This window comes from Limibacillus sp. (assembly GCA_037379885.1).
In the GTDB taxonomy this organism is placed as follows: Bacteria; Pseudomonadota; Alphaproteobacteria; order Kiloniellales; family CECT-8803; genus JARRJC01.
The window spans coordinates 1-18433 of sequence record JARRJC010000010.1; the positions used below are offsets into that span (position 1 = coordinate 1).

Annotated in this window: 15 protein-coding genes; 9 read left to right on the forward strand and 6 right to left on the reverse strand. The window is 66.7% G+C overall.

Going from position 1 to position 18433, the window contains the following annotated elements; genetic code table 11:
* From P8X75_04945 to P8X75_04965, 5 genes are all read left to right on the forward strand, one after another.
* Window positions 1-888, forward strand: an 888-nt coding sequence (locus P8X75_04945) for an acyltransferase (GenBank protein ID MEJ1994549.1), incomplete at its 5' end; no start/stop codon positions are given.
* A gap of 80 nt (window positions 889-968) precedes the next feature.
* The gene (locus P8X75_04950; GenBank protein ID MEJ1994550.1) at window positions 969-2126 is read left to right on the forward strand and encodes a YbfB/YjiJ family MFS transporter; all 1158 of its coding nucleotides are present in this window, start codon (window positions 969-971) and stop codon (window positions 2124-2126) included.
* An 82-nt stretch (window positions 2127-2208) separates the two neighbouring features.
* On the forward strand, window positions 2209-3738 hold the full coding sequence (locus P8X75_04955) for a glycosyltransferase family 39 protein (protein MEJ1994551.1): 1530 nt from the start codon (window positions 2209-2211) through the stop codon (window positions 3736-3738).
* A gap of 99 nt (window positions 3739-3837) precedes the next feature.
* Window positions 3838-5478, forward strand: coding sequence for a FumA C-terminus/TtdB family hydratase beta subunit (locus P8X75_04960; protein MEJ1994552.1), 1641 nt, complete (start codon window positions 3838-3840; stop codon window positions 5476-5478).
* A 119-nt stretch (window positions 5479-5597) separates the two neighbouring features.
* Window positions 5598-5828, forward strand: a complete 231-nt coding sequence (locus P8X75_04965; GenBank protein MEJ1994553.1) for a hypothetical protein — start codon at window positions 5598-5600, stop codon at window positions 5826-5828.
* A gap of 13 nt (window positions 5829-5841) precedes the next feature.
* Here P8X75_04965 and P8X75_04970 read toward each other — a convergent pair whose 3' ends face one another.
* Entirely contained in the window at window positions 5842-6318 is a 477-nt protein-coding gene (locus P8X75_04970; protein MEJ1994554.1) for a hypothetical protein, read from the reverse strand.
* 323 nt (window positions 6319-6641) lie between these two features.
* Here P8X75_04970 and P8X75_04975 point away from each other — a divergent pair, with 323 nt between their 5' ends.
* Window positions 6642-7829, forward strand: coding sequence for an ABC transporter substrate-binding protein (locus P8X75_04975; GenBank protein MEJ1994555.1), 1188 nt, complete (start codon window positions 6642-6644; stop codon window positions 7827-7829).
* Between the two features lie 23 nt (window positions 7830-7852).
* Window positions 7853-9547: an ABC transporter permease gene (locus P8X75_04980; protein MEJ1994556.1), complete on the forward strand. Its 1695-nt coding sequence runs from the start codon at window positions 7853-7855 to the stop codon at window positions 9545-9547.
* Between the two features lie 21 nt (window positions 9548-9568).
* Here the strand turns inward: P8X75_04980 and P8X75_04985 are convergent, their stop codons facing one another.
* Window positions 9569-11107, reverse strand: coding sequence for a long-chain fatty acid--CoA ligase (locus P8X75_04985; GenBank protein ID MEJ1994557.1), 1539 nt, complete (start codon window positions 11105-11107; stop codon window positions 9569-9571).
* Window positions 11108-11279: 172 nt separating this feature from the next.
* On the opposite strand from P8X75_04985, the gene P8X75_04990 reads away from it, so the two are divergent.
* Window positions 11280-12413 (forward strand): TAXI family TRAP transporter solute-binding subunit, encoded by a 1134-nt coding sequence (locus tag P8X75_04990; GenBank protein ID MEJ1994558.1) that lies wholly within the window; start codon window positions 11280-11282, stop codon window positions 12411-12413.
* A 15-nt stretch (window positions 12414-12428) separates the two neighbouring features.
* On the opposite strand, the gene P8X75_04995 is transcribed toward P8X75_04990, so the two are convergent.
* The gene (locus P8X75_04995; protein ID MEJ1994559.1) at window positions 12429-13076 is read right to left on the reverse strand and encodes a glutathione S-transferase family protein; all 648 of its coding nucleotides are present in this window, start codon (window positions 13074-13076) and stop codon (window positions 12429-12431) included.
* Between the two features lie 179 nt (window positions 13077-13255).
* Between P8X75_04995 and P8X75_05000 the strand changes: the two genes are divergently transcribed.
* The gene (locus P8X75_05000) at window positions 13256-14680 is read left to right on the forward strand and encodes a leucyl aminopeptidase family protein (protein MEJ1994560.1); all 1425 of its coding nucleotides are present in this window, start codon (window positions 13256-13258) and stop codon (window positions 14678-14680) included.
* 25 nt (window positions 14681-14705) lie between these two features.
* Here the strand turns inward: P8X75_05000 and P8X75_05005 are convergent, their stop codons facing one another.
* From P8X75_05005 to P8X75_05015, 3 genes are read right to left on the reverse strand one after another with little or no spacing between them, the layout of a single operon-like run.
* On the reverse strand, window positions 14706-15635 hold the full coding sequence (locus P8X75_05005; GenBank protein ID MEJ1994561.1) for a glyoxylate/hydroxypyruvate reductase A: 930 nt from the start codon (window positions 15633-15635) through the stop codon (window positions 14706-14708).
* A gap of 29 nt (window positions 15636-15664) precedes the next feature.
* Window positions 15665-17302 (reverse strand): ABC transporter ATP-binding protein, encoded by a 1638-nt coding sequence (locus P8X75_05010; GenBank protein MEJ1994562.1) that lies wholly within the window; start codon window positions 17300-17302, stop codon window positions 15665-15667.
* Window positions 17299-18429 (reverse strand): ABC transporter permease, encoded by a 1131-nt coding sequence (locus P8X75_05015; GenBank protein MEJ1994563.1) that lies wholly within the window; start codon window positions 18427-18429, stop codon window positions 17299-17301. Before P8X75_05015 ends, P8X75_05010 begins: the two co-directional genes overlap by 4 nt.
* Window positions 18430-18433 lie beyond the last annotated feature (4 nt).

Sequence of the window (18433 nt, forward strand, 5' to 3'; positions counted from 1 at the left end):
GTATGCTTCTTCTTCATTAGCGGGTTTCTTGTCGCGGGTCTCTTGAGGGAGACCTATGCCGGTCGCCCGGGGGCCTTTCTTTCGAACCGCTTTCTCCGCATCTTCCCGATCTATTGGGTCTGCCTTCTCTTTGCGCTGCCGATCGCGGGGCAGTTACCTTTCGAAAGCTATGAGATCGGGCGCCTGATGGGCTGGCCCGAGACCTCCGGGCAGTGGCTCTTCAACCTTGTGCTGATCGGCGAGGGCTGGGCCATGCCGAGGGTGATCGGAACGTCATGGTCGCTGGGTGTGGAGTTGGGCTTCTATGCCCTGCTGTTCTTCTTCTACACCCTCTTTCAGCGCTGGCGGATTCTGCTGCTCTTCTTGCTCTTCCTAGCCTCTTTCACCCCGCTTGCCGCTCTATCCGCGGTGCTCCACTTCGGATACGCGTTGGCCTTGGGCGCGCTTTGCTTTGAGGTGAAGCTAGCTCTGCCCCGGGCCGTGGCGGTGGTCTGCGCGCTCCTGCTCGCCGCAGCCATGCTGGTGGCGCCCGCGGCGATGGATCATCAGCGCTACGCACCGGAGTCCGCCGCCTACATGATCCTGGCGCCGCTTCTGCTCTTTGGAGCCTTCTCGCTCTTCACGGAGGTGCGCAGCGACAGCCGCTTCGCCGCCCTTTGCGGATCGATCAGCTATCCCCTGTTCCTGCTGCACATGCCGATCGCGGTTCTGCTGACCTGGCTTGGCATGCCCGAACAGGGCCCTGTCAGCTTCCTCCTCACGTCTCTTTGTTCCCTCGTGGCGTCCTATCTGGTCGTGCTCGCGGTCGAGCGTCCGCTGGTGCCCCTGCGCCGCGCGCTGAGGGAGAGGCGGGCGTCCGCCCGGAACGGCTTGAGCCGGGCCACCTAGGTAAATTCCTCCTCCAACAGGCGCCACTCTCCGGGACGGCCTTCCTGTCGCCGGCGACTTGCGTCTAAGCTGCCTGCGTCATGTCGGAAGCTTCCTCCCCACAAGGGTCGTTGCGCGCGCCGCTCATTCTGGTTCTGGCCGGGATGGCCGCCATGGCCGCCGCCATGGGGGTCGGACGGTTCCTCTACACGCCGGTCTTGCCTTACATGGAAGAGGCCCTGGGTCTGCCCAAGGACGAGGCGGGGCTGATCGCCTCCGCGAACTACCTGGGCTACCTGCTGGGCGCGCTCGCCGCGGCGAAGAGCCTGCTGCCCGGCAGCCGCCGCGCCTGGTTTCTTCTGGCGCTGCTGGTGAGCGCCGCCACCACGGCGGCGATGGGGCTCGTCGATAGCCTGACGCCCTTCCTGATCCTCCGGTTCCTTGGCGGCCTCGCCAGCGCCTTCGTCCTGGTCTTCTCCTCGGCGCTGATCCTGGAGCGCTTGGCCGCCGCCGGACGCCCTCAGCTCTCGGCCGTGCATTTCGGCGGTGTGGGGACCGGCATCGCACTCTCCGCCCTCATGGTCTGGTGGCTGGGTGCGAACGGCGCGGGCTGGCGCGAGCTCTGGTTCGGCGGGGCCGTGCTGACGCTTCTGGCGTTGCTGCTCTGCTGGCGGGCCGTGCCGTCCGCGCCCGAAGCCCCGCCGCCGCCAAAGGGCGCGGGCGGCCTGTCCCGGGCCTTGCGCGCGCTGATCCTCGCTTACGGCCTGTTCGGCTTCGGTTACGTCATCACGGCGACTTTCCTCTCGACGCTGGTGCGCGAGGAGATCGCCGTCGAGGGCGCGGGCGCGCTGGTCTGGGCGGTGGTCGGCCTGACGGCGGCGCCCTCGGTGGCCTTCTGGGCCTGGCTGGCGCGCAGACTGGGGGCGGACAGGGCCTTCTCCCTTGCCTGCCTGGTCGAGGCGGCGGGCGTCGCCCTTTCGGTCGTCGCGGGCGGCCTCCCGGGTCTGGTCCTGTCAGCCGTTCTGCTGGGCGGCACCTTCATGGGCATCACCGCGCTCGGGCTGATCCACGCCCGGCAGCTTTCCAGCGGCGATCCCCGCCGGAGTCTGGCGCTGATGACCGCCGCTTTCGGTCTCGGGCAGATGATCGGGCCGGTATTCGCGGGCTATCTCTACAGCCTGCAAGGGGACTTCACGGCGGCCACCTTGACCGCCACCGGGCTGCTTCTGGTCGCGGCTTTGCTGTTACGCCGTTCGTGATTTTCTGTTAGGAGAACCAAAGACCAAGGGCGCCGAAAGGCGCTGGCGCTTCGTCGCTTCATCGGGGGGAATCGAACGCGGCATGACCATCAAAGCCACCCTGGCGCAGCCCGGCGGCTCGCTGCTGCTTACCTATGCCGGGATTCAGGTCGCGCTCTGGACGCTGGTTCCCGGCCTGACCCACATCAACCCGCCTCTGGACGTGGTCGAGCTCTACGCCTGGGGCAACAACCTCCAGTGGGGCTACGCCAAGCACCCGCCGCTGCCCTCCCTTCTGATCGAGGGAGTCTACTGGCTGACGGGCTCGGCCAGTTGGTCGGCCTATCTTCTAAGCCAGGTCTCCATCGCCCTTACCTTTTGGGCGGTATGGCTGCTGGGCTTGCGGTTGACGACACCCTTCTGGGCGGCGTTGGGCGCCATGTTCCTGGGCGGCCTCACCTACTTTCAGTTCCCCACGCCCGAGTTCAACCACAACGTCCTTCAGATGCCGCTTTGGGCCTGGGCCTTCTATCTGCTGCACCGCTGCTGGCGGGAAGATGGCTTTGGATCCTGGATCGGATTGGCGCTGATCCTCGCCGCCGGCTTCTACACCAAGTACTCGGTTGCGCTGGTCCCCGCCGTGGCGCTGGTCTTCTTCCTGATCGACCCGCTGGGGCGAGAGCGCCTCAAGGGCTGGAAGCCCTGGGCGGCGGGCGCGCTGGCCCTGGCGCTGATCCTGCCGCACCTGATCTGGCTGGTGCAGCACGACTTCGCGCCCTTGACCTATGCCCGCGAGCGGGGTGGAGAGGTGGCGGGTCTCGGCCAGCGTTTCCTCAACCCCCTGGACTTCGCTCTGAACGAGCTGCTGGATCACCTGCCCTTGCTGCTGGCGTTGATCCTGCTGCTTTTCTGGCCGTTCCGGCGCAAGCGCTCCGAGGCGGAGGCGGCGCTTCAGAGGGCCGAGGTCTCCGACCGGCGGTTCCTGCTCTTCTTCGGGCTCGGGCCCCTCGCGCTCATCCTGGCTCTCTCCCTGGCCATGGGGTTCGACCCCAAGTCCGCCTGGGGTGCGCCGCTGTTCTGCCTGAGCGGGCTGCTGGCGATAAGCCTTACGCGGCCAAGACCCCGCGCCGCCGGGGTGCGCGCCGCCGTGGTCTGGCTTTTCGCGGTCACCTTTCTGACGGTCACGGCCTTCGGGCTGCACCACCTTTTCGGCTCCGACCTGCGCGGCAAGGCGACCAAGGGTGTCTTTCCGGGACCCGAGCTGGCCGAACGCCTTTTGGAGAGTCTGCCGGGCGCGCCTGAGATCGTCTCCGGCCCCTATTGGGAGGCTGGCAATCTCTCCCTGAATCTGCCCGGACGGCCCGCTGTCCTGCTTGAAGGGGATCTTGGGCTTTCCCCCTGGATCACGCCCGAGCGGCTGCGTGAGGCGCGGGTTCTGCTGGTCTGGCCGGAAGGGCGGCGGAACCGCTGGATGCCGCCGCTTCTGGCGGAGAGAGCGCCGCTCACCGAGGGACAGGTGAGCCAGCCCTATCCGAGCGCGCCCTCTCTGCCGCCCCTGGTGCTCAACTACGCCTTTTACGGGCCGGAGGAGGCGGCGGCGCCTGCCTCCGGAGAGTCGTCAAACAGCAACTGACATGCTAATTCTGCGCAGGCCGCACGCCTCTCGGTCAGACGAAGCGAGGCGCGCGACCCCGTTTGCAGGAACCTCGATTGCAGGAATAGGAGAAGTCCGTTGAGCGCCGCCTCTGAACAGAAAGACGTTTCGGCCCCCTCGAACTACGAGAAACTTTTCCAGTATGGGCCGGACGAGACCGACTACCGCCTCATCAGCCGCGAGGGTGTCTCGGTCGAAAAGCTGGGAGAGCGGGAATTTCTGGTGGTGCAGCCCGAGGCCATCGCCAAGCTGGCCGAAGAGGCCTATGCGGATATCTCCCACCTTTTCCGTCCGGCGCATCTGGCGCAGCTGCGCCAGATCCTCGACGATCCCGAGGCATCGGACAACGATCACTTCGTGGCGCTGGAGCTTCTGAAGAACGCGGTGATTTCCTCGGCGCGCGAGTTCCCGAGTTGCCAGGACACCGGCACGGCGCTGATGGTCGGCAAGAAGGGCGAGCGCGTGCTGGTCGAGGGCGACGAGCGTGAGGCGGTGTCGCTTGGCGTTGAGCGGACCTACGCCACGCGCAATCTCCGCTTCTCGCAGATGGCGCCCTTGAGCTTCTTTGAAGAAAAGAACACCGGCACCAACCTGCCGGTCCAGATGGACATCGAGGCCGTGCCCGGCTCCGAGTACGAGTTTCTCTTCATCGCCAAGGGCGGCGGGTCGGCCAACAAGACCTTCCTGTTCCAGCAAACCCGCCGCACGCTCGATCCCGAGCGCCTGATGGAGTTCCTCGACGAGAAGATTCGCACCCTGGGGACCGCCGCCTGCCCGCCCTATCACCTGGCGCTGGTGATCGGCGGCCTGTCCGCCGAGCAAACCCTGAAGACCGTCAAGCTCGCCAGCACCAAGGCGCTGGACGGCTTGCCGACCAGCGGTTCGCCGGGCGGGCGCGCCTTCCGCGACCCGGAGCTTGAACAGAAGGTCCTGGAGCTGACCCGCGAGATGGGCATCGGCGCGCAGTTCGGCGGCAAGTACTTCTGCCACGACGTGCGGGTGGTGCGCCTGCCGCGCCACGGCGCTTCGCTTCCCATCGGCATGGCCGTCTCCTGTTCGGCCGACCGTCAGGTAAAGGCGAAGATCACCGCGGAGGGGCTGTTCCTGGAGCGGCTGGAGACCGACCCCTCCAAATACCTCCCGCAGGTGGAGTTCGAGACCGGGGGCGCGACGCGCATCGACCTCGATCAGCCGATGGACCGGATCCGCGCGGAGCTGTCCAAGCTGCCGGTCAAGGCGCCGCTTCTTCTGAGCGGCACCATGATCGTCGCGCGGGACATCGTGCACGCCGAGATTTCAAAACGTCTGGCGGCGGGAGAGGCCCTGCCGGACTACTTCAAGAACCACCCGATCTACTACGCCGGTCCGGCCAAGACGCCCGCCGGCTTCGCCTCCGGGTCCTTCGGGCCGACCACGGCTGCGCGCATGGACCCCTACGTGCCGGAGTTCCAGGCCGCCGGCGGCTCCCATGTCACGATCGCCAAGGGCAACCGCGCCAAGGACGTCGTGCGGAGCTGCAAGGAGCATGGCGGATTCTATCTGGGCTCCATCGGCGGGGCCGCGGCGACGCTGGGCCACGACTCCATCAAGGAGGTGGAGGTCCTGGACTTCCCTGAATTGGGCATGGAAGCGGTCTGGCGCATCCGGGTGGAGGACTTCCCGGCTTTCATCATCATCGATGACAAGGGCGGGGACTTCTTCGCCAAGATGCTGGGCTGAGCAGGCGGCTCCCGGTTTTTCGCGGCTTTAGGTATTTTTTAAAGGCCCGGCCCTGACCTTTGGCTCGCGACGCGTTATCTTTAGGGATGAAGGCTCGACGGTCCAGAGAACGGAAGGCCATGAGCGACCCGCAAAGAAAGGCAGAAGCGAAAGACACCGGCGCCAAGTCCGAGGAGGACCTGTCCTCGGAGTTCTCGCGCGAGCGTGACGCGGACCCCGATGAAGACCTCCAGGGCTGGGCCGACCACGGCTTTCCTGGAGGGTTCCTGGGTATTCTGCTGCTGCTGGGCGGCGCGTTCGGGGCCGGCTATCTGGCCTATTGGCTGGCCGGGCTCTTGATGTACCGCTAGGTCGCGCTGGGGATCAGCGGCACTCTTCGCCGAGCGTGATCAACTCGCGGGCCCTCGCGCTCTCAAGGGACGCAAAGCGCCCGCCGGACTGACTGGGACAGTCGAGCGCCGCGCCGGCTTTCACGACCAGGGCGCCCAACTCTCCCTCGCTCGTGATGCAACGGCCAATGCTCTGGCCCTGGGCATCGCTGCCCAGGAGTTCGCAACGCAGCTCGCGGCCTTCCAATACCTGCTCGGTGTAGACGCGCGCGGTATGGCCGAAGAGTTCGCCCGGCATCGGTGTGTAGACGCCCTCGATCCGGATCGGGATGCCGCCGACGACAATGGTATGACCGTTCACCACCTTCGTCGCCTCACCGATGATGTAGGCGGGCTGATTGGACGTCTGCGCCTTGGCCGCCGGCGCATCCAGCCCCATCAGGGCGGCCACGGCGAGCAGGCCCGCCACGGCCAGGCTTTTGGCGAAGGTGAAGTTCTGCGGTGCCCTCATGAAAGCTCTCCCTCTCTCGTCGGCGTCTCAAACCAGATTGTTATCAAATACATTAAACAGAATAATAATGCGCCGTCACCCCGCTCCACGGTCTCTTTTTGGAGTTTTCTAGCGGTTTTCCGCCCCTTTAGGTCTTTAGAAAGCGTTAGGAGTCGGCCCGCTATAGTCTACGTCAACTCCCAGTAATGTTCGCCGCTGGGGGGACCTTATGCGGGGGGGAGTCCCCCGCGGCCGCCGGCTCTTGTAGCCGGCGGTCTTGTTTCTGGCTGCCGGTCACAGGGGTTCGCCCGGGCGGTCGCACATTCTCCGTTCTGGCACCGGCGCTGGCGCTGATTTCGCTGTTGGTCACCGCGCCGCTTGGCGCGCAGGCCGCGGATCAAAGCTGGCAAGAGATCGTCGCCAAGGCCAAGGGCCAGACGGTCTACTGGAACGCCTGGGGCGGGGACGACCGCATCAACGCCTACATCGCCTGGGCGGGCGCTATGGTGGAGGAGCGCTACGGCGTCGAACTGGAGCATGTGAAGCTCTCCGATACCGCGGACGCCGTGGGCCGCGTTCTGGCCGAGAAGGCCGCCGGCAAGGACAGCGGCGGCAGCGTCGATCTCATCTGGATCAATGGCGAGAACTTCGCGGCCATGAAGCGCGAGGGGCTGCTGCTGGACCCCTGGACCCAGTCGCTGCCGAACTATGCGCTGGTCGATCTGGACGACAAGCCGACCACGCGGGTCGACTTCACCGTGCCGGTCGATAATCTCGAAGCGCCCTGGGGCATGGCGCAGATGGTCTTCATCCACGACAGCGCGCTGGTGCCCGAGCCGCCGCGGTCCATCGGGAAGCTTCTGGCCTGGAGCCAAGAGAACCCCGGACGCTTCAGCTACCCTCAGCCGCCCGACTTCCTGGGCAGCACCTTCCTGAAGCAGGCGCTGATCGAGTTGCTCGACGACCCCTCGATCCTCCAAGAGCCGGTCAACGCGGACTCGGCGGCCATGGCGACCGAGCCGCTCTGGTCCTTCCTGGACGCCCTGCACCCGACGCTCTGGCGTGGCGGTCAGGCCTTCCCGGCGAACGGGCCGGCGATGAAGCAGCTGCTGGGCGATGGGGAGATCGATATCGCCTTTTCCTTCTATCCCGCCGATGCGACCTCCTGGATCCAGCGCGGCGAAGTGTCCGACACGGTCCGGACCTTCATCATGGAGAAGGGCACCATCGGCAACACCCATTTCGTGGCGATCCCCTACAACGCTTCGGCGCCCGAGGGAGCCATGGTGCTGGCCAACTTCCTGATGTCCGCCGAGGCGCAGGCGCGCAAGCAGAACCCGGAATATTGGGGCGACTTCACCGTGCTCGACGTGGCGGAGCTGCCCGCCGAAGAGCGCGCCCGCTTCGAGGCCATCGACCTCGGCGTCGCCACGCTGACGCCCGAGCAGTTGTCGCCGACGCTCCTGGAGCCGCACCCCTCCTGGATGGAGTGGGTGGAGAGCGAGTGGCAGCGCCGCTACCTGGGCACCTGACCCGCCGCGGGGGCGCTTAAGCGATGCTGCGCAGGCTGCCCGCCCTCACCCTCGTCCTGATGCTGGGGCCGGTCCTGGCGGGTCTTCTGGGCACGCTGGCGCCGGCCTTCGGCTTTCTGCCCGCCCTGGGCGGCGAGGCCCTCTCGCTCGATCCCTGGCGCGCGCTCATGACCGCACCCGGTCTCTGGGGCTCGATCCGCCTCAGTCTTTCCACGGGTTTCCTCTCCACCCTGTTGGCCTTGGCCGTGGTGGTCGCCTTCTGCGCCGCCTGGCAGGGAACGCGGCCCTTCCGCTGGTTCCAGCGGCTGCTTTCCCCGCTGCTTTCCGTTCCCCATGTGACCGTCGCCTTCGGTCTGGCCTTCCTGCTGGCGCCTAGCGGCTGGCTCTTGCGTCTTTTCTCGCCCTGGGCGACCGGCCTGGAGCGGCCGCCCGACTACCTGTTTCCTCAAGACGGGTTCGGCCTCGCGCTGGTCCTGGGGCTTCTGCTCAAGGAAGCGCCCTTCCTTTTCCTGATGGTGCTGGCCGCCATGGGACAGGTGGACGCCGAGCGCGCGCACCGCGTGGCGCGTTCGCTCGGCTACCGGCCCATGACCGCCTGGATGAAGGCTGTCTTCCCGCGCATCTATCCGCAGATACGCCTGCCGGTCCTGGCGGTCCTCGCCTACAGCCTCTCCGTGGTCGACATGGCGCTGGTCCTGGGGCCGACGCGCCCGCCGACCCTGGCGGTCCAACTGCTGACCTGGTTCAGCGACGCGGACCTGGCGCTGCGCTTTCAGGCGGCTGCGGGCGCGGTGCTGCAGCTTCTGCTCGTGATCTTCGCCATCGGCCTTTGGCTCGTCTTGGAGCGCCTCGCCGTCACCCTGGGGCGGCGCTGGATCGCGGGGGGCGGGCGCGGCGCTGAACGCGGTCTGGGGGAGGGCTGGCTGCGGTTCCTGGCCGCGGCTCCCACGGTGCTGCTGACGACGGCGGTCTTTCTGGGTCTCGCCTCCCTCCTGGTCTGGTCGCTGGCCGGCCCCTGGCGTTTTCCCGATGCGCTGCCGTCATCCTGGACACTCAAGGTCTGGAGCGGGCAGGGCGCGATGCTGCTTCAGCCCAGCCTCACCACCGCGCTTCTGGCTTTGGGAGCGGCTGCGATCGCCGCCCTGCTCTGCCTCGGCTGCCTGGAGCAGGAGGTGCGCGGCGGCAAGCGGCTGACCACGCGAGCGCTCTGGCTGCTCTACCTGCCGCTCCTGGCCCCGCAGATCGGTTTTCTCTTCGGGTTGCAGGTGCTGTTCGTCTGGCTCGGGCTGGACGGGGTCTGGCCGGGACTGCTGTGGAGTCATCTGGTCTTCGTTCTGCCCTACGTCTTTCTTTCCCTGCGCGACCCCTACCGCGCCTGGGACCCGCGCTACGGGCGCAGCGCGCTATGCCTTGGCGCGTCGCCCTGGCGGGTTTTCTGGCGGATCAAGTTCCCGATGCTGCTGCGCCCGCTGCTGATCGCCAGCGCGGTGGGCTTCGCGGTCAGCGTGGCCCAGTACCTGCCGACCCTCTTCGCTGGGGCTGGACGGTTCCAGACCTTGACGACCGAAGCCGTGGCGCTTTCAGCCGGTGGCAACCGGCGGTTGATCGGTGCCTTCGGGGTGCTTCAGATGCTGCTGCCGCTGGCGGGTTTCGCGCTGGCGCTGGCTCTGCCCGCCTGGCTCTACCGCAACCGCAGAGGCATGGCCACAGAGCACTAGGGGTTAACACTAAGGGCGGCACTAAGCCTCGGAGGTTTCGGCCGCCAGCCGCCGCAGTTCGGTCTTCAGGATCTTGCCGTAGTTGTTCTTGGGCAGCGCCTCCAGGAAGCGGTAGCGCTTGGGCCGCTTGAAGCGCGCGATCTCTTCAAGACAGAGCCGGTCCAACTCCTCTTCGGTCACCGCCGCTCCCGGCTCCCGGGTGACGAAGGCCATGATCTCCTCGCCCCAGTCCGGATGGGGCACGCCGATCACCGAGACCTCTGCGACCCCCGGCGCGCGCAGCAGGACCTCCTCGACCTCGCGCGGGTAGATGTTGGAGCCGCCGGAAATGATGACGTCCTTCGAGCGGTCCTTGAGCGTCAGGTAGCCCTCCTCGTCCAGGGCGCCCATGTCGCCGGTGTGGAGCCATCCGCCGCGCAGGGTCTCCGCCGTGGCCTCGGGATTGTCCCAGTAGCCCAGCATCACCGAGCGTCCGCGCACCAGGATCTCTCCCACCTCGCCGGGCGGCAGCGGGTTGTCCTCCTCATCGGCGATCATGACCTCCACCGCGCTCTGCGCCTGCCCGGCGGAGGCGAGCCGCGCCTCGTGCCGGGGATGACCGGTGGCGGCGTGATCCTCGCGGGTCAGCGAGGTGATGGTCATGGGGCTCTCCCCTTGGCCGTAGATCTGAACGAAGGCCGTGCCGAAACGCGCCATGGCCTTCTTGAGATCGGCCACGTACATGGGCCCGCCGCCGTAGATCACCGTCTTGAGGTTCTCCGTGCGGACCTTCCGTTCCGGCGCCGCGGCGGTCAGGCGCGAGACCATGGTGGGGGCGGCGAAGAAGCAGAGGTTGGGGGTCGTGTCCAGGATGCCGAAGATCTCCTCGGGATCGAACTGACCGCTTTTCGCGATCATCTGGCAGGCGCCCTTGGCGATCATGGGAAAGCAATAGAGGCCGGAGCCGTGGGACATGGGGGCCGCGTGCAGCAGCGTGTCCTCCGGCGTCACCGCGTCCACGTCGATGAAGTAGCAGAGCGTCATGGTCAGCAGGTTCTCGTGACTTAGCATCGCGCCCTTGGGACGGCCCGTCGTGCCGCTGGTGTAAAACAGCCAGGCGAGGTCGTCCGGGGCGCAGGCTGAAGGCTCCATGCCCTGGCCCGCGAAGAGCGCCTCATAGTCCGCAGAGTCCGTGTCGACGAGGCGCTCCAGCGTTGCGATCTCTTCGGGGAAGGAGGCGAGCGCGGCTGCCAGCTCGCGGCTGGCGAAGAGCGCCTTCGCGCCGCTGTGCTCGACCATGTAGGCAAACTCCTTGGCGTGAAGCTTGGCGTTCATGGGGACAGCCGCCAGACCGGCGGTCCAGCAGGCGAACATCACCTCCAGATAGGCGGGGGAATTCTTCATGGCGATGGCGACGCGGTCGCCCGTCTGGAGGCCCAAGTCCTCCCGCAGTCCACGGGCGAGGCGGGCGCTGCGCGACCAGAAGCGCGCATAGTCGCTGTGCAGCTCTTCGCCCAGGCGGATTGCGGGTGCGCCGGGGCGGCGCTGGGCCGATCTGAGCAGAAGCCGTGCGAGGTTCATGGGGTGCCTATCGGATGGCCTGTTCACGTAAATTTGCCAAGGAATCAGTCTAACGGCCCGATCTTTTTACTGCCAGCAGAGGGATAATCGCGCTATCGTCTTCGTAGCAATCATTTATCAGCGATTTATCTATCCGCGATTCACCGCCCGAACGGGGATGCCGGCACAGCCCATGACCTCGCGCTTCATCGCCCTTTTCAGACCCGTCACGCGGCCTCTGCCGCTCCTGGCCCTGGCTCTTTCCTTCTCGCTTTCGGCACTGCTGTATCTGGGTGCGGCCACGGCCCAGGACATACGCTTCATGCGCATCGGGACAGGCTCGACCAGCGGCACCTACTTCCCGATCGGCAGCCTGATCTCCGCGGCGCTTTCAAACCCGCCGGGCAGCCGCCCCTGCGACCAGGGCGGATCCTGCGGCGTACCGGGTTTGATCCTGGTCGCGCAATCGACCAACGGCTCGGTCGCGAACGTGAAGGCGATCCAGGAAGGCACCATTGAATCCGGCTTCTCCCAGGCGGACATCGCCTATTGGGCCTACAGCGGCAAGGGGCGCTTCGAGGGGCAGGAGCCGATGAGCGACCTGCGCGCCATCGCCAACCTTTATCCGGAATCCATGCATCTGGTGGTCGACCAGAACGACGTGATCTTCTCCCCTGCCGATCTGAAGGGAAAACGGGTGTCGCTGGACCGCGAGGGGTCCGGCACGCGGGTCGGCGGACTGCTGGTGCTGGAGGCCTTCGGGCTGTCACCGGACGACGTCCAGATACTGGACCTGCCGCCGGGCGCCGCTGCCGATGCGCTGGCCGCTGACGAGTTGGACGCCTTCTTCCTGATCGCCGGCACGCCCGCCGAGGCGGTGCTTCAACTGGCGGCGGTCAAGCCGGTCTCGTTGCTGCCGATCACCGGCGAAGGCGCCAAGGAACTGATTGCGAAGTACCCCTACTTCACGCCGGACTACATCCCCTCGGGCGTCTATCCCAGCGTGGGCGCGGTCGAGACCTTGAGCGTGGGTGCGCAGTGGCTGGTGAACGCCGATGTGGACGAAGAACTGGTGTATCAGTTGACCCGCGCCCTGTGGCACGAGAACACCCGCAAGCTGCTGGACAGCGGCCATCCCAAGGGCAAGCTGATCCGGCTCGAAACGGCGCTGCTCGGCCTGACGGTGCCGCTGCATCCGGGCGCCGAGCGCTTCTACCGCGAGGCTGGGATCCTGGTGGACGGCAGAACGGCGGCGCAACCGGCCGGCGAAGCGATCCCGCAAAGCGAAGAAGCGGGTGAGGAACAGCCCGCGGAAGCCACGCAGTAGGGCGGCGTCCGGCGGTTAGTGGTCGGGCAGGTCCCACTGCTCCACTTCGGCATCGGCATACCATCGCTGATAGGGCGGATGGCTGCGCAGCGCCTCGCTGTAGGCCTGACTCGCCTCGGGCAGGGTGACGCCATAGGTCAGAAAGCGGCTCACCACCGGCGCGTAGAAGGCGTCGGCCAGCGAAAAGGCGCCCAGGAGGAACGGCCCCAGATGCGCATTGTTCGCCCGGCTCGTCTCCCACAACTCGACGATGCGCGCGATGTCGGCTTCGACGCCGGGCGTCATGCGCGCGGGCTTGTTGCGCTTGCGCATGTCCATGGAGAGCGCGCCGCGCAGGTCGGCGAAGCCGGAGTGCATCTCCGCCACGATCGAACGGCCCCAGGCCCGCAGCTCCCGGTCGTCGGGCCAGAGCTTCGCCTGAGGGAAGACTTCGGCCAGATACTCCCCGATCGCCAGGCTGTCCCAGATCAGAAGCGGACCGTGATAGAGCACCGGAACCCGCATCGTCGGCGACCACTTTGCCATCAGCTCGGGCGTTTCCGGCAGGTCCAGGGGAATGATCTGCTCGTTGAAGGGAACGCCGCAGGCCTCCATGGCCAGCCAGCCGCGAAGCGACCAGGAGGAGTAGTTCTTGTTGCCGATCACCAGGGTGAATTCGCTCATCGTCAGAGTGCCTTTCTCATCGCCGCGCTCGGGTTCCCGACGCCGCCGTAGGGTTCGACCGGAGAGTGTCCTTGTCTTGCAACAGGATGGTGGCAGAATGCACGGGCCATTGGCCGATCATCGCAGGGAGCCAATGGCGCCGCCAAGGCCAATCGCAGGCGCGTGGAGAGAATGCCGACATGACCAAGAACCTGACCGCGAGGGGTGGCGCCGGGACCGTCCCCATCGTTTGCCTGGACGCGGGCGAGATGAAGGAGTGGCTCGCCGAACAGAAGCCGGAGCGCCAGAGCTGGGTCGAGACCACCGGCTTCAAGGCCAAGCCCGGCCGGTTCCTGATGCTGCCTGGCGCACATGGCCAGTTGGACTGCGTGGTCTTCGGCCTTCCGGAGGAGCGGGACGCCTGGCTGCTCGCCTCGCTCGCGCAGCAGCTGCCGTCGGGCCGCTATAGCCTGGAGAGCAACCTCTCGGCGGCGGAGATCGACCAGGCGCTGCTGGGCTGGGCGCTCAGCGGCTACAGCTTCGACCGCTTTCAGTCCAAGAAGGACAGGAAGGAGGAGAAGGGAGCCGTCCTGGTCTGGCCCAAGCGCGCTGACCGCGCGCGGGTCGAGGCGCTCTACGACGCCATCGCCCTGACGCGCGACCTGATCAACACCCCCGCGAACCACATGGGCCCGGCGGAACTTGCCGAGGCCGTGCGCCTGCTCGCCAAGGAACACAAGGCCAAGGTGGAGGTGACCGAGGGCGAGCAGCTCCTGAAGAAGAACTATCCCTCGATCTACGAGGTCGGCAAGGCGAGCACGCGCGCACCGCGCCTGATCGACCTGACCTGGGGCAAGAAGGGCCCGCTGGTGACGCTGGTCGGAAAGGGTGTCTGCTTCGACAGCGGCGGGCTGGACCTGAAGCCCTCGGCCGGCATGCTGCTGATGAAGAAGGACATGGGCGGCTCCGCGCATGTCCTGGGGCTCGCCAGCTTCATCATGGCGCGCAAGCTGCCCTTGCGGCTGCGCGTTCTGATCCCGGCGGTGGAGAATTCCGTCTCGGGCAACGCCTTCCGCCCGCTGGACGTGATCCAGACCCGCAAGGGCATGACGGTCGAGGTCGGCAACACCGACGCCGAAGGGCGGCTGGTGCTCTCCGATGCGCTTACCGAGGCCTGCAGCGCCAAGCCCGACCTGCTGGTCGACTTCGCGACGCTCACCGGTGCGGCGCGGGTCGCGCTCGGCACCGATTTGCCCGCCCTCTTCTGCAACGACGAGGGCCTGGTGGCCTCGCTTCTGGAGCGAGCGGAAGATGAGGGCGACCCGCTCTGGCGTCTGCCCCTGCACAAGCCCTACCGCAAGAAGCTGGAAAGCAAGGTCGCCGACATCAACAACGTCTCGCCCGGCGGCTATGGCGGGGCGATCACGGCGGCGTTGTTCCTTCAGGAGTTCGTCGATCCGGGCGTGCCCTGGGCGCACATCGACCTAATGGCCTGGAACCTCTCGGCCCGTCCGGGGCGGCCCGTGGGGGGTGAAGCCATGGGCCTCAGGACCCTGGCGGCGCACATCGAAAGCCTCTGTGAAGACCCCAAGAAGAAGCGCAACAGCAAATCGAAAAGCGCCTGAGCGCCTGAGCGTCTGGCGCCCGGCCTCAGTATCCCTTGTCGAGATCGACCCGGTGTAGAGGCTCGGCCCCGCTCTGGATGCGGCGGATGTTCTCCACCACGGCCCCCACGGCGGTCACGGGATCGGTCATGGAGGCCACGTGCGGCAGCACGATCACCCTCTCATGCCCCCAGAAGGGACTGTCGGCGGGCAGCGGTTCCTCCCGGAAGACGTCCAGGATCGCGCCGCCGATCTGGCCGGAATCCAGGGCGGCCAACAGGTCCTCCTCGACCACCTGCTTGCCGCGCCCCGCGGAGATGAAGGCAGCACCCTTCGGCAGGCCCGCGAGCAGCTTTGCGTCGATCATGTCCTCGGTCTCCGCCGTCAGGGGCAGGAGGCTCACCAGGATGTCCGTGCGTCCCAGAAACTCGGCCAACTCCTCCTCCCCGGCGTAGGAGGTGACGCCCTCGATCTGCTTGCGGCTGCGGCTCCAGCCGGAAACCGGGAAGCCGAACGTGGTCAGCTTGCGCGCGGCGTCGCCGCCCAGATGCCCCAGGCCCAGAATGCCGATGCGCCGGTTTCCCGTGGAGCGCTGGCTGATCTCCTCCCAATGGCGGGCCAGTTGCTGGTTGCGGTAGTCGATCATGGAGCGGTGGATCATCAGGCAGGCCATGACCACGAACTGGGTCATGCCGGCGGTCAGGCCGGGCTCGACCATGCGGATCACCGGCACGTCGCGGGGCAGCTCCGGGTCGGCCAGGAGATGGTCGATGCCCGCGCCGATGGAGAAGATGCCCTTGAGGTTCGGCAGGCTGGCGAGAAAGCCCGCGGGCGGCTGCCAGACAACGGCGAACTCTATTTCCGATTTGTCGCCCACCTCCGGCCAGAGCCTCAGCTCCTGATCGGGGATCTGCTTGTTGAAGGCAGCGGCCCAAGCGCCGCCCCGGTCGATGTCCGCCTTGAAGAGCAGGGCCATGTCCTTCGGCTCCCTTTCCGCTTTGCTTTCTAGGTGCTGACCACGCCGTCCTCGACGGCTTCCAGGTCGAAGGCGGCCTTCATCAGGGCCTTGGTGTAATCGGCCTCGGGCTGATCGAAGATGCGCGCCGCTGCGCCTTGCTCGACCACCTGACCGTCCTTCATCACGATAACCTCGTCGGCGAGCGCGCGCACCACCCGAAGGTCGTGGCTGATGAAGAGGTAGGCGAGATCGAGGCGCTGCTGGATGTCGCGCAGCAGGTCGACGATCTGCGCCTGCACCGACATGTCCAGGGCCGAGGTCGGCTCGTCCAGGACCAGCAGCTTGGGTTTCAGCACGATGGCCCGCGCGATGGCGATGCGCTGGCGCTGTCCGCCGGAGAACTCGTGGGGATAGCGGTGGCGGCTCTCCGGGTCGAGGCCCACTTCCTTCAACGCCTCCACGATCATGGCTTCGCGCTCGGCGGCGCTGGCGTCGCGGCGGTGGACCAGCAGGCCTTCGCCCACGATCTGTCCGACCGAAAGACGCGGCGACAGGGAGCCGTAGGGGTCCTGGAAGACGATCTGCATCTCACTGCGCAGCGGCCGCAGGTCGGAGGAGGAGACGCCCTGGATGTCCCGGCCCTCGAAGCGGATCGCGCCCTGGCTCGAGATCAGGCGCAGCAGCGCCATGCCGAGCGTGGTCTTGCCGGAGCCGGACTCGCCCACGACCCCCAGGGTATGTCCCGCCTTCAGCTTCAGGGAGATGCCGTCGACCGCCTTCACGTAATCGACGGCGCGTTTCAAGATGCCCTTCCTGATGGGGAAGTGGACCTTGATCTCATCGCCCTCGACGATCAGCGGCGCGTCCTCGCTGCGCGTCGGCGGTTTGCCCTTGGGCTCGGCGGCCAGCAGGCGTTTCGTGTAGGGGTGTTGGGGCGCCTCGAAGATCGTCTTGGCCGAACCGGTCTCGACGGCCTCTCCGCCGGTCATCACCACCACCTTGTCGGCCATCTTGCGGACGATGTTGAGGTCGTGGGTGATGAGCAAGAGCGCCATGCCCAGCTTTTCCTGCAACTCCTTCAGCAGTTTCAGGATCTGCGCCTGGATGGTGACGTCCAGCGCCGTGGTGGGCTCGTCGGCGATCAGCAGGTCGGGCTCGTTGGCGAGCGCCATGGCGATCATGACGCGCTGGCGCTGCCCGCCGGACAGCTCGTGCGGATAGGCCGACAGGCGGCGCGCCGCCTCCGGAATTCCGACCAGCTTCAAAAGCTCCAGCGTGCGCTTGCGCGCGGCGTCCCGGTCCATGCCCTTGTGCAGGATCAGCGTCTCGTTGATCTGCTTTTCGATGGTGTGGAGCGGGTTGAGCGAGGTCATGGGCTCCTGAAAGATCATGGCGATCTTGTCGCCACGGATCTGCCGCAGCTCCTTCTCCGGCGCGCCCACCAGCTCGCGTCCATCGAAGCGGATCGAAGAGCCCTTCGGGTGGTGGGCCAGCGGATAGGGCAGGAGTTGCAGGATCGAGAGCGCGGAGACCGACTTGCCGGAGCCCGACTCGCCCACCAGCGCCAGCGTCTCGCCCTTGTCCAGAGTGAAGCTCAGGTTCTTGACTGCCTCCACCCGGCGCTGGGGCAGGCGGAACTCGACCGAGAGGTTGGAAATCTGGAGCAGCGGTTGGCCCTGGGTCATCGTGCGGCTCCGGTGGCTGGTGCGGGGGTGGGGTCGCTGGCCGCGGTTTCCGGCGGCGGCTCATCGCCCGCGAAGAGTTTCCTGGGGTCGAAGGCGTCGCGCACACCCTCCCCGATGAAGATCAGAAGGCTGAGGAGCACGGCGATGGAGACGAACCCGGTGATACCCAGCCAGGGCGCCTGCAGGTTCGCCTTGCCCTGGGCCAGCAACTCGCCGAGGGAGGCGGAGCCGGGCGGCAAGCCAATGCCCAGGAAGTCCAGCGCCGTCAAGGTGGTGACTGAGCCCGAAAGGATGAAGGGCATGAAGGTGAGCGTCGCGACCATGGCGTTGGGCAGCACGTGGCGGAACATGATGGCGCCGTTACTGACGCCGAGCGCGCGGGCCGCCCGCACATAGTCGAAGTTGCGCACCTTCAGGAACTCCGCGCGCACCACGCCGACCAGTCCCATCCAGGAGAAGAGCAGCATCAGCCCGAGGAGCCACCAGAAGTTCGGTTGGATGAGGCTGGCCAGGATGATCAGCAGATAGAGCACCGGCAGGCCCGACCAGATCTCGATGAAGCGCTGGAACAGCAGGTCGGTCCAGCCGCCGAAGTAACCCTGAACCGCGCCCGCGACCACGCCGATGATCGAGGAGATGATAGTGAGCGTGAAGCCGAAGAGCACCGAGATGCGGAAGCCGTAGATCAGCCGCGCCGTCACGTCGCGCGCCTGATCGTCCGTGCCCAGCCAATGCTCCGCGCTGGGCGGCGAGGGGGCGGGCTGCGGCAGGTCCCAGGCGACGGTGCGGTGGTTGTAGGGGATGAGCGGCTCGATCATCCAGCCCTTCTCCGCGATCAGGGCGCGCACGTAGGGGTCCTTGTAGTCCGCCTCGGTCTCGAACTCGCCGCCGAAGGCGGTCTCCGGATAGGCCTGGACCACCGGCAGGTAGAAGGCCCCGTCGTAGCGCACCAGGATCGGCTTGTCGTTCGCCACGAACTCGGCGAAGAGCGCGATCAGGAAGAGCACCAGGAAGATCCAGAGCGACCAGACCGCGCGCCCGTTGGCGCGGAAGTTGCGCACGCGCCTCTCTGAGATCGGCGAGATCTTGAAGCCAAGGAAACGGGGCTGGGCGACGCTCTTTTCCATGGTC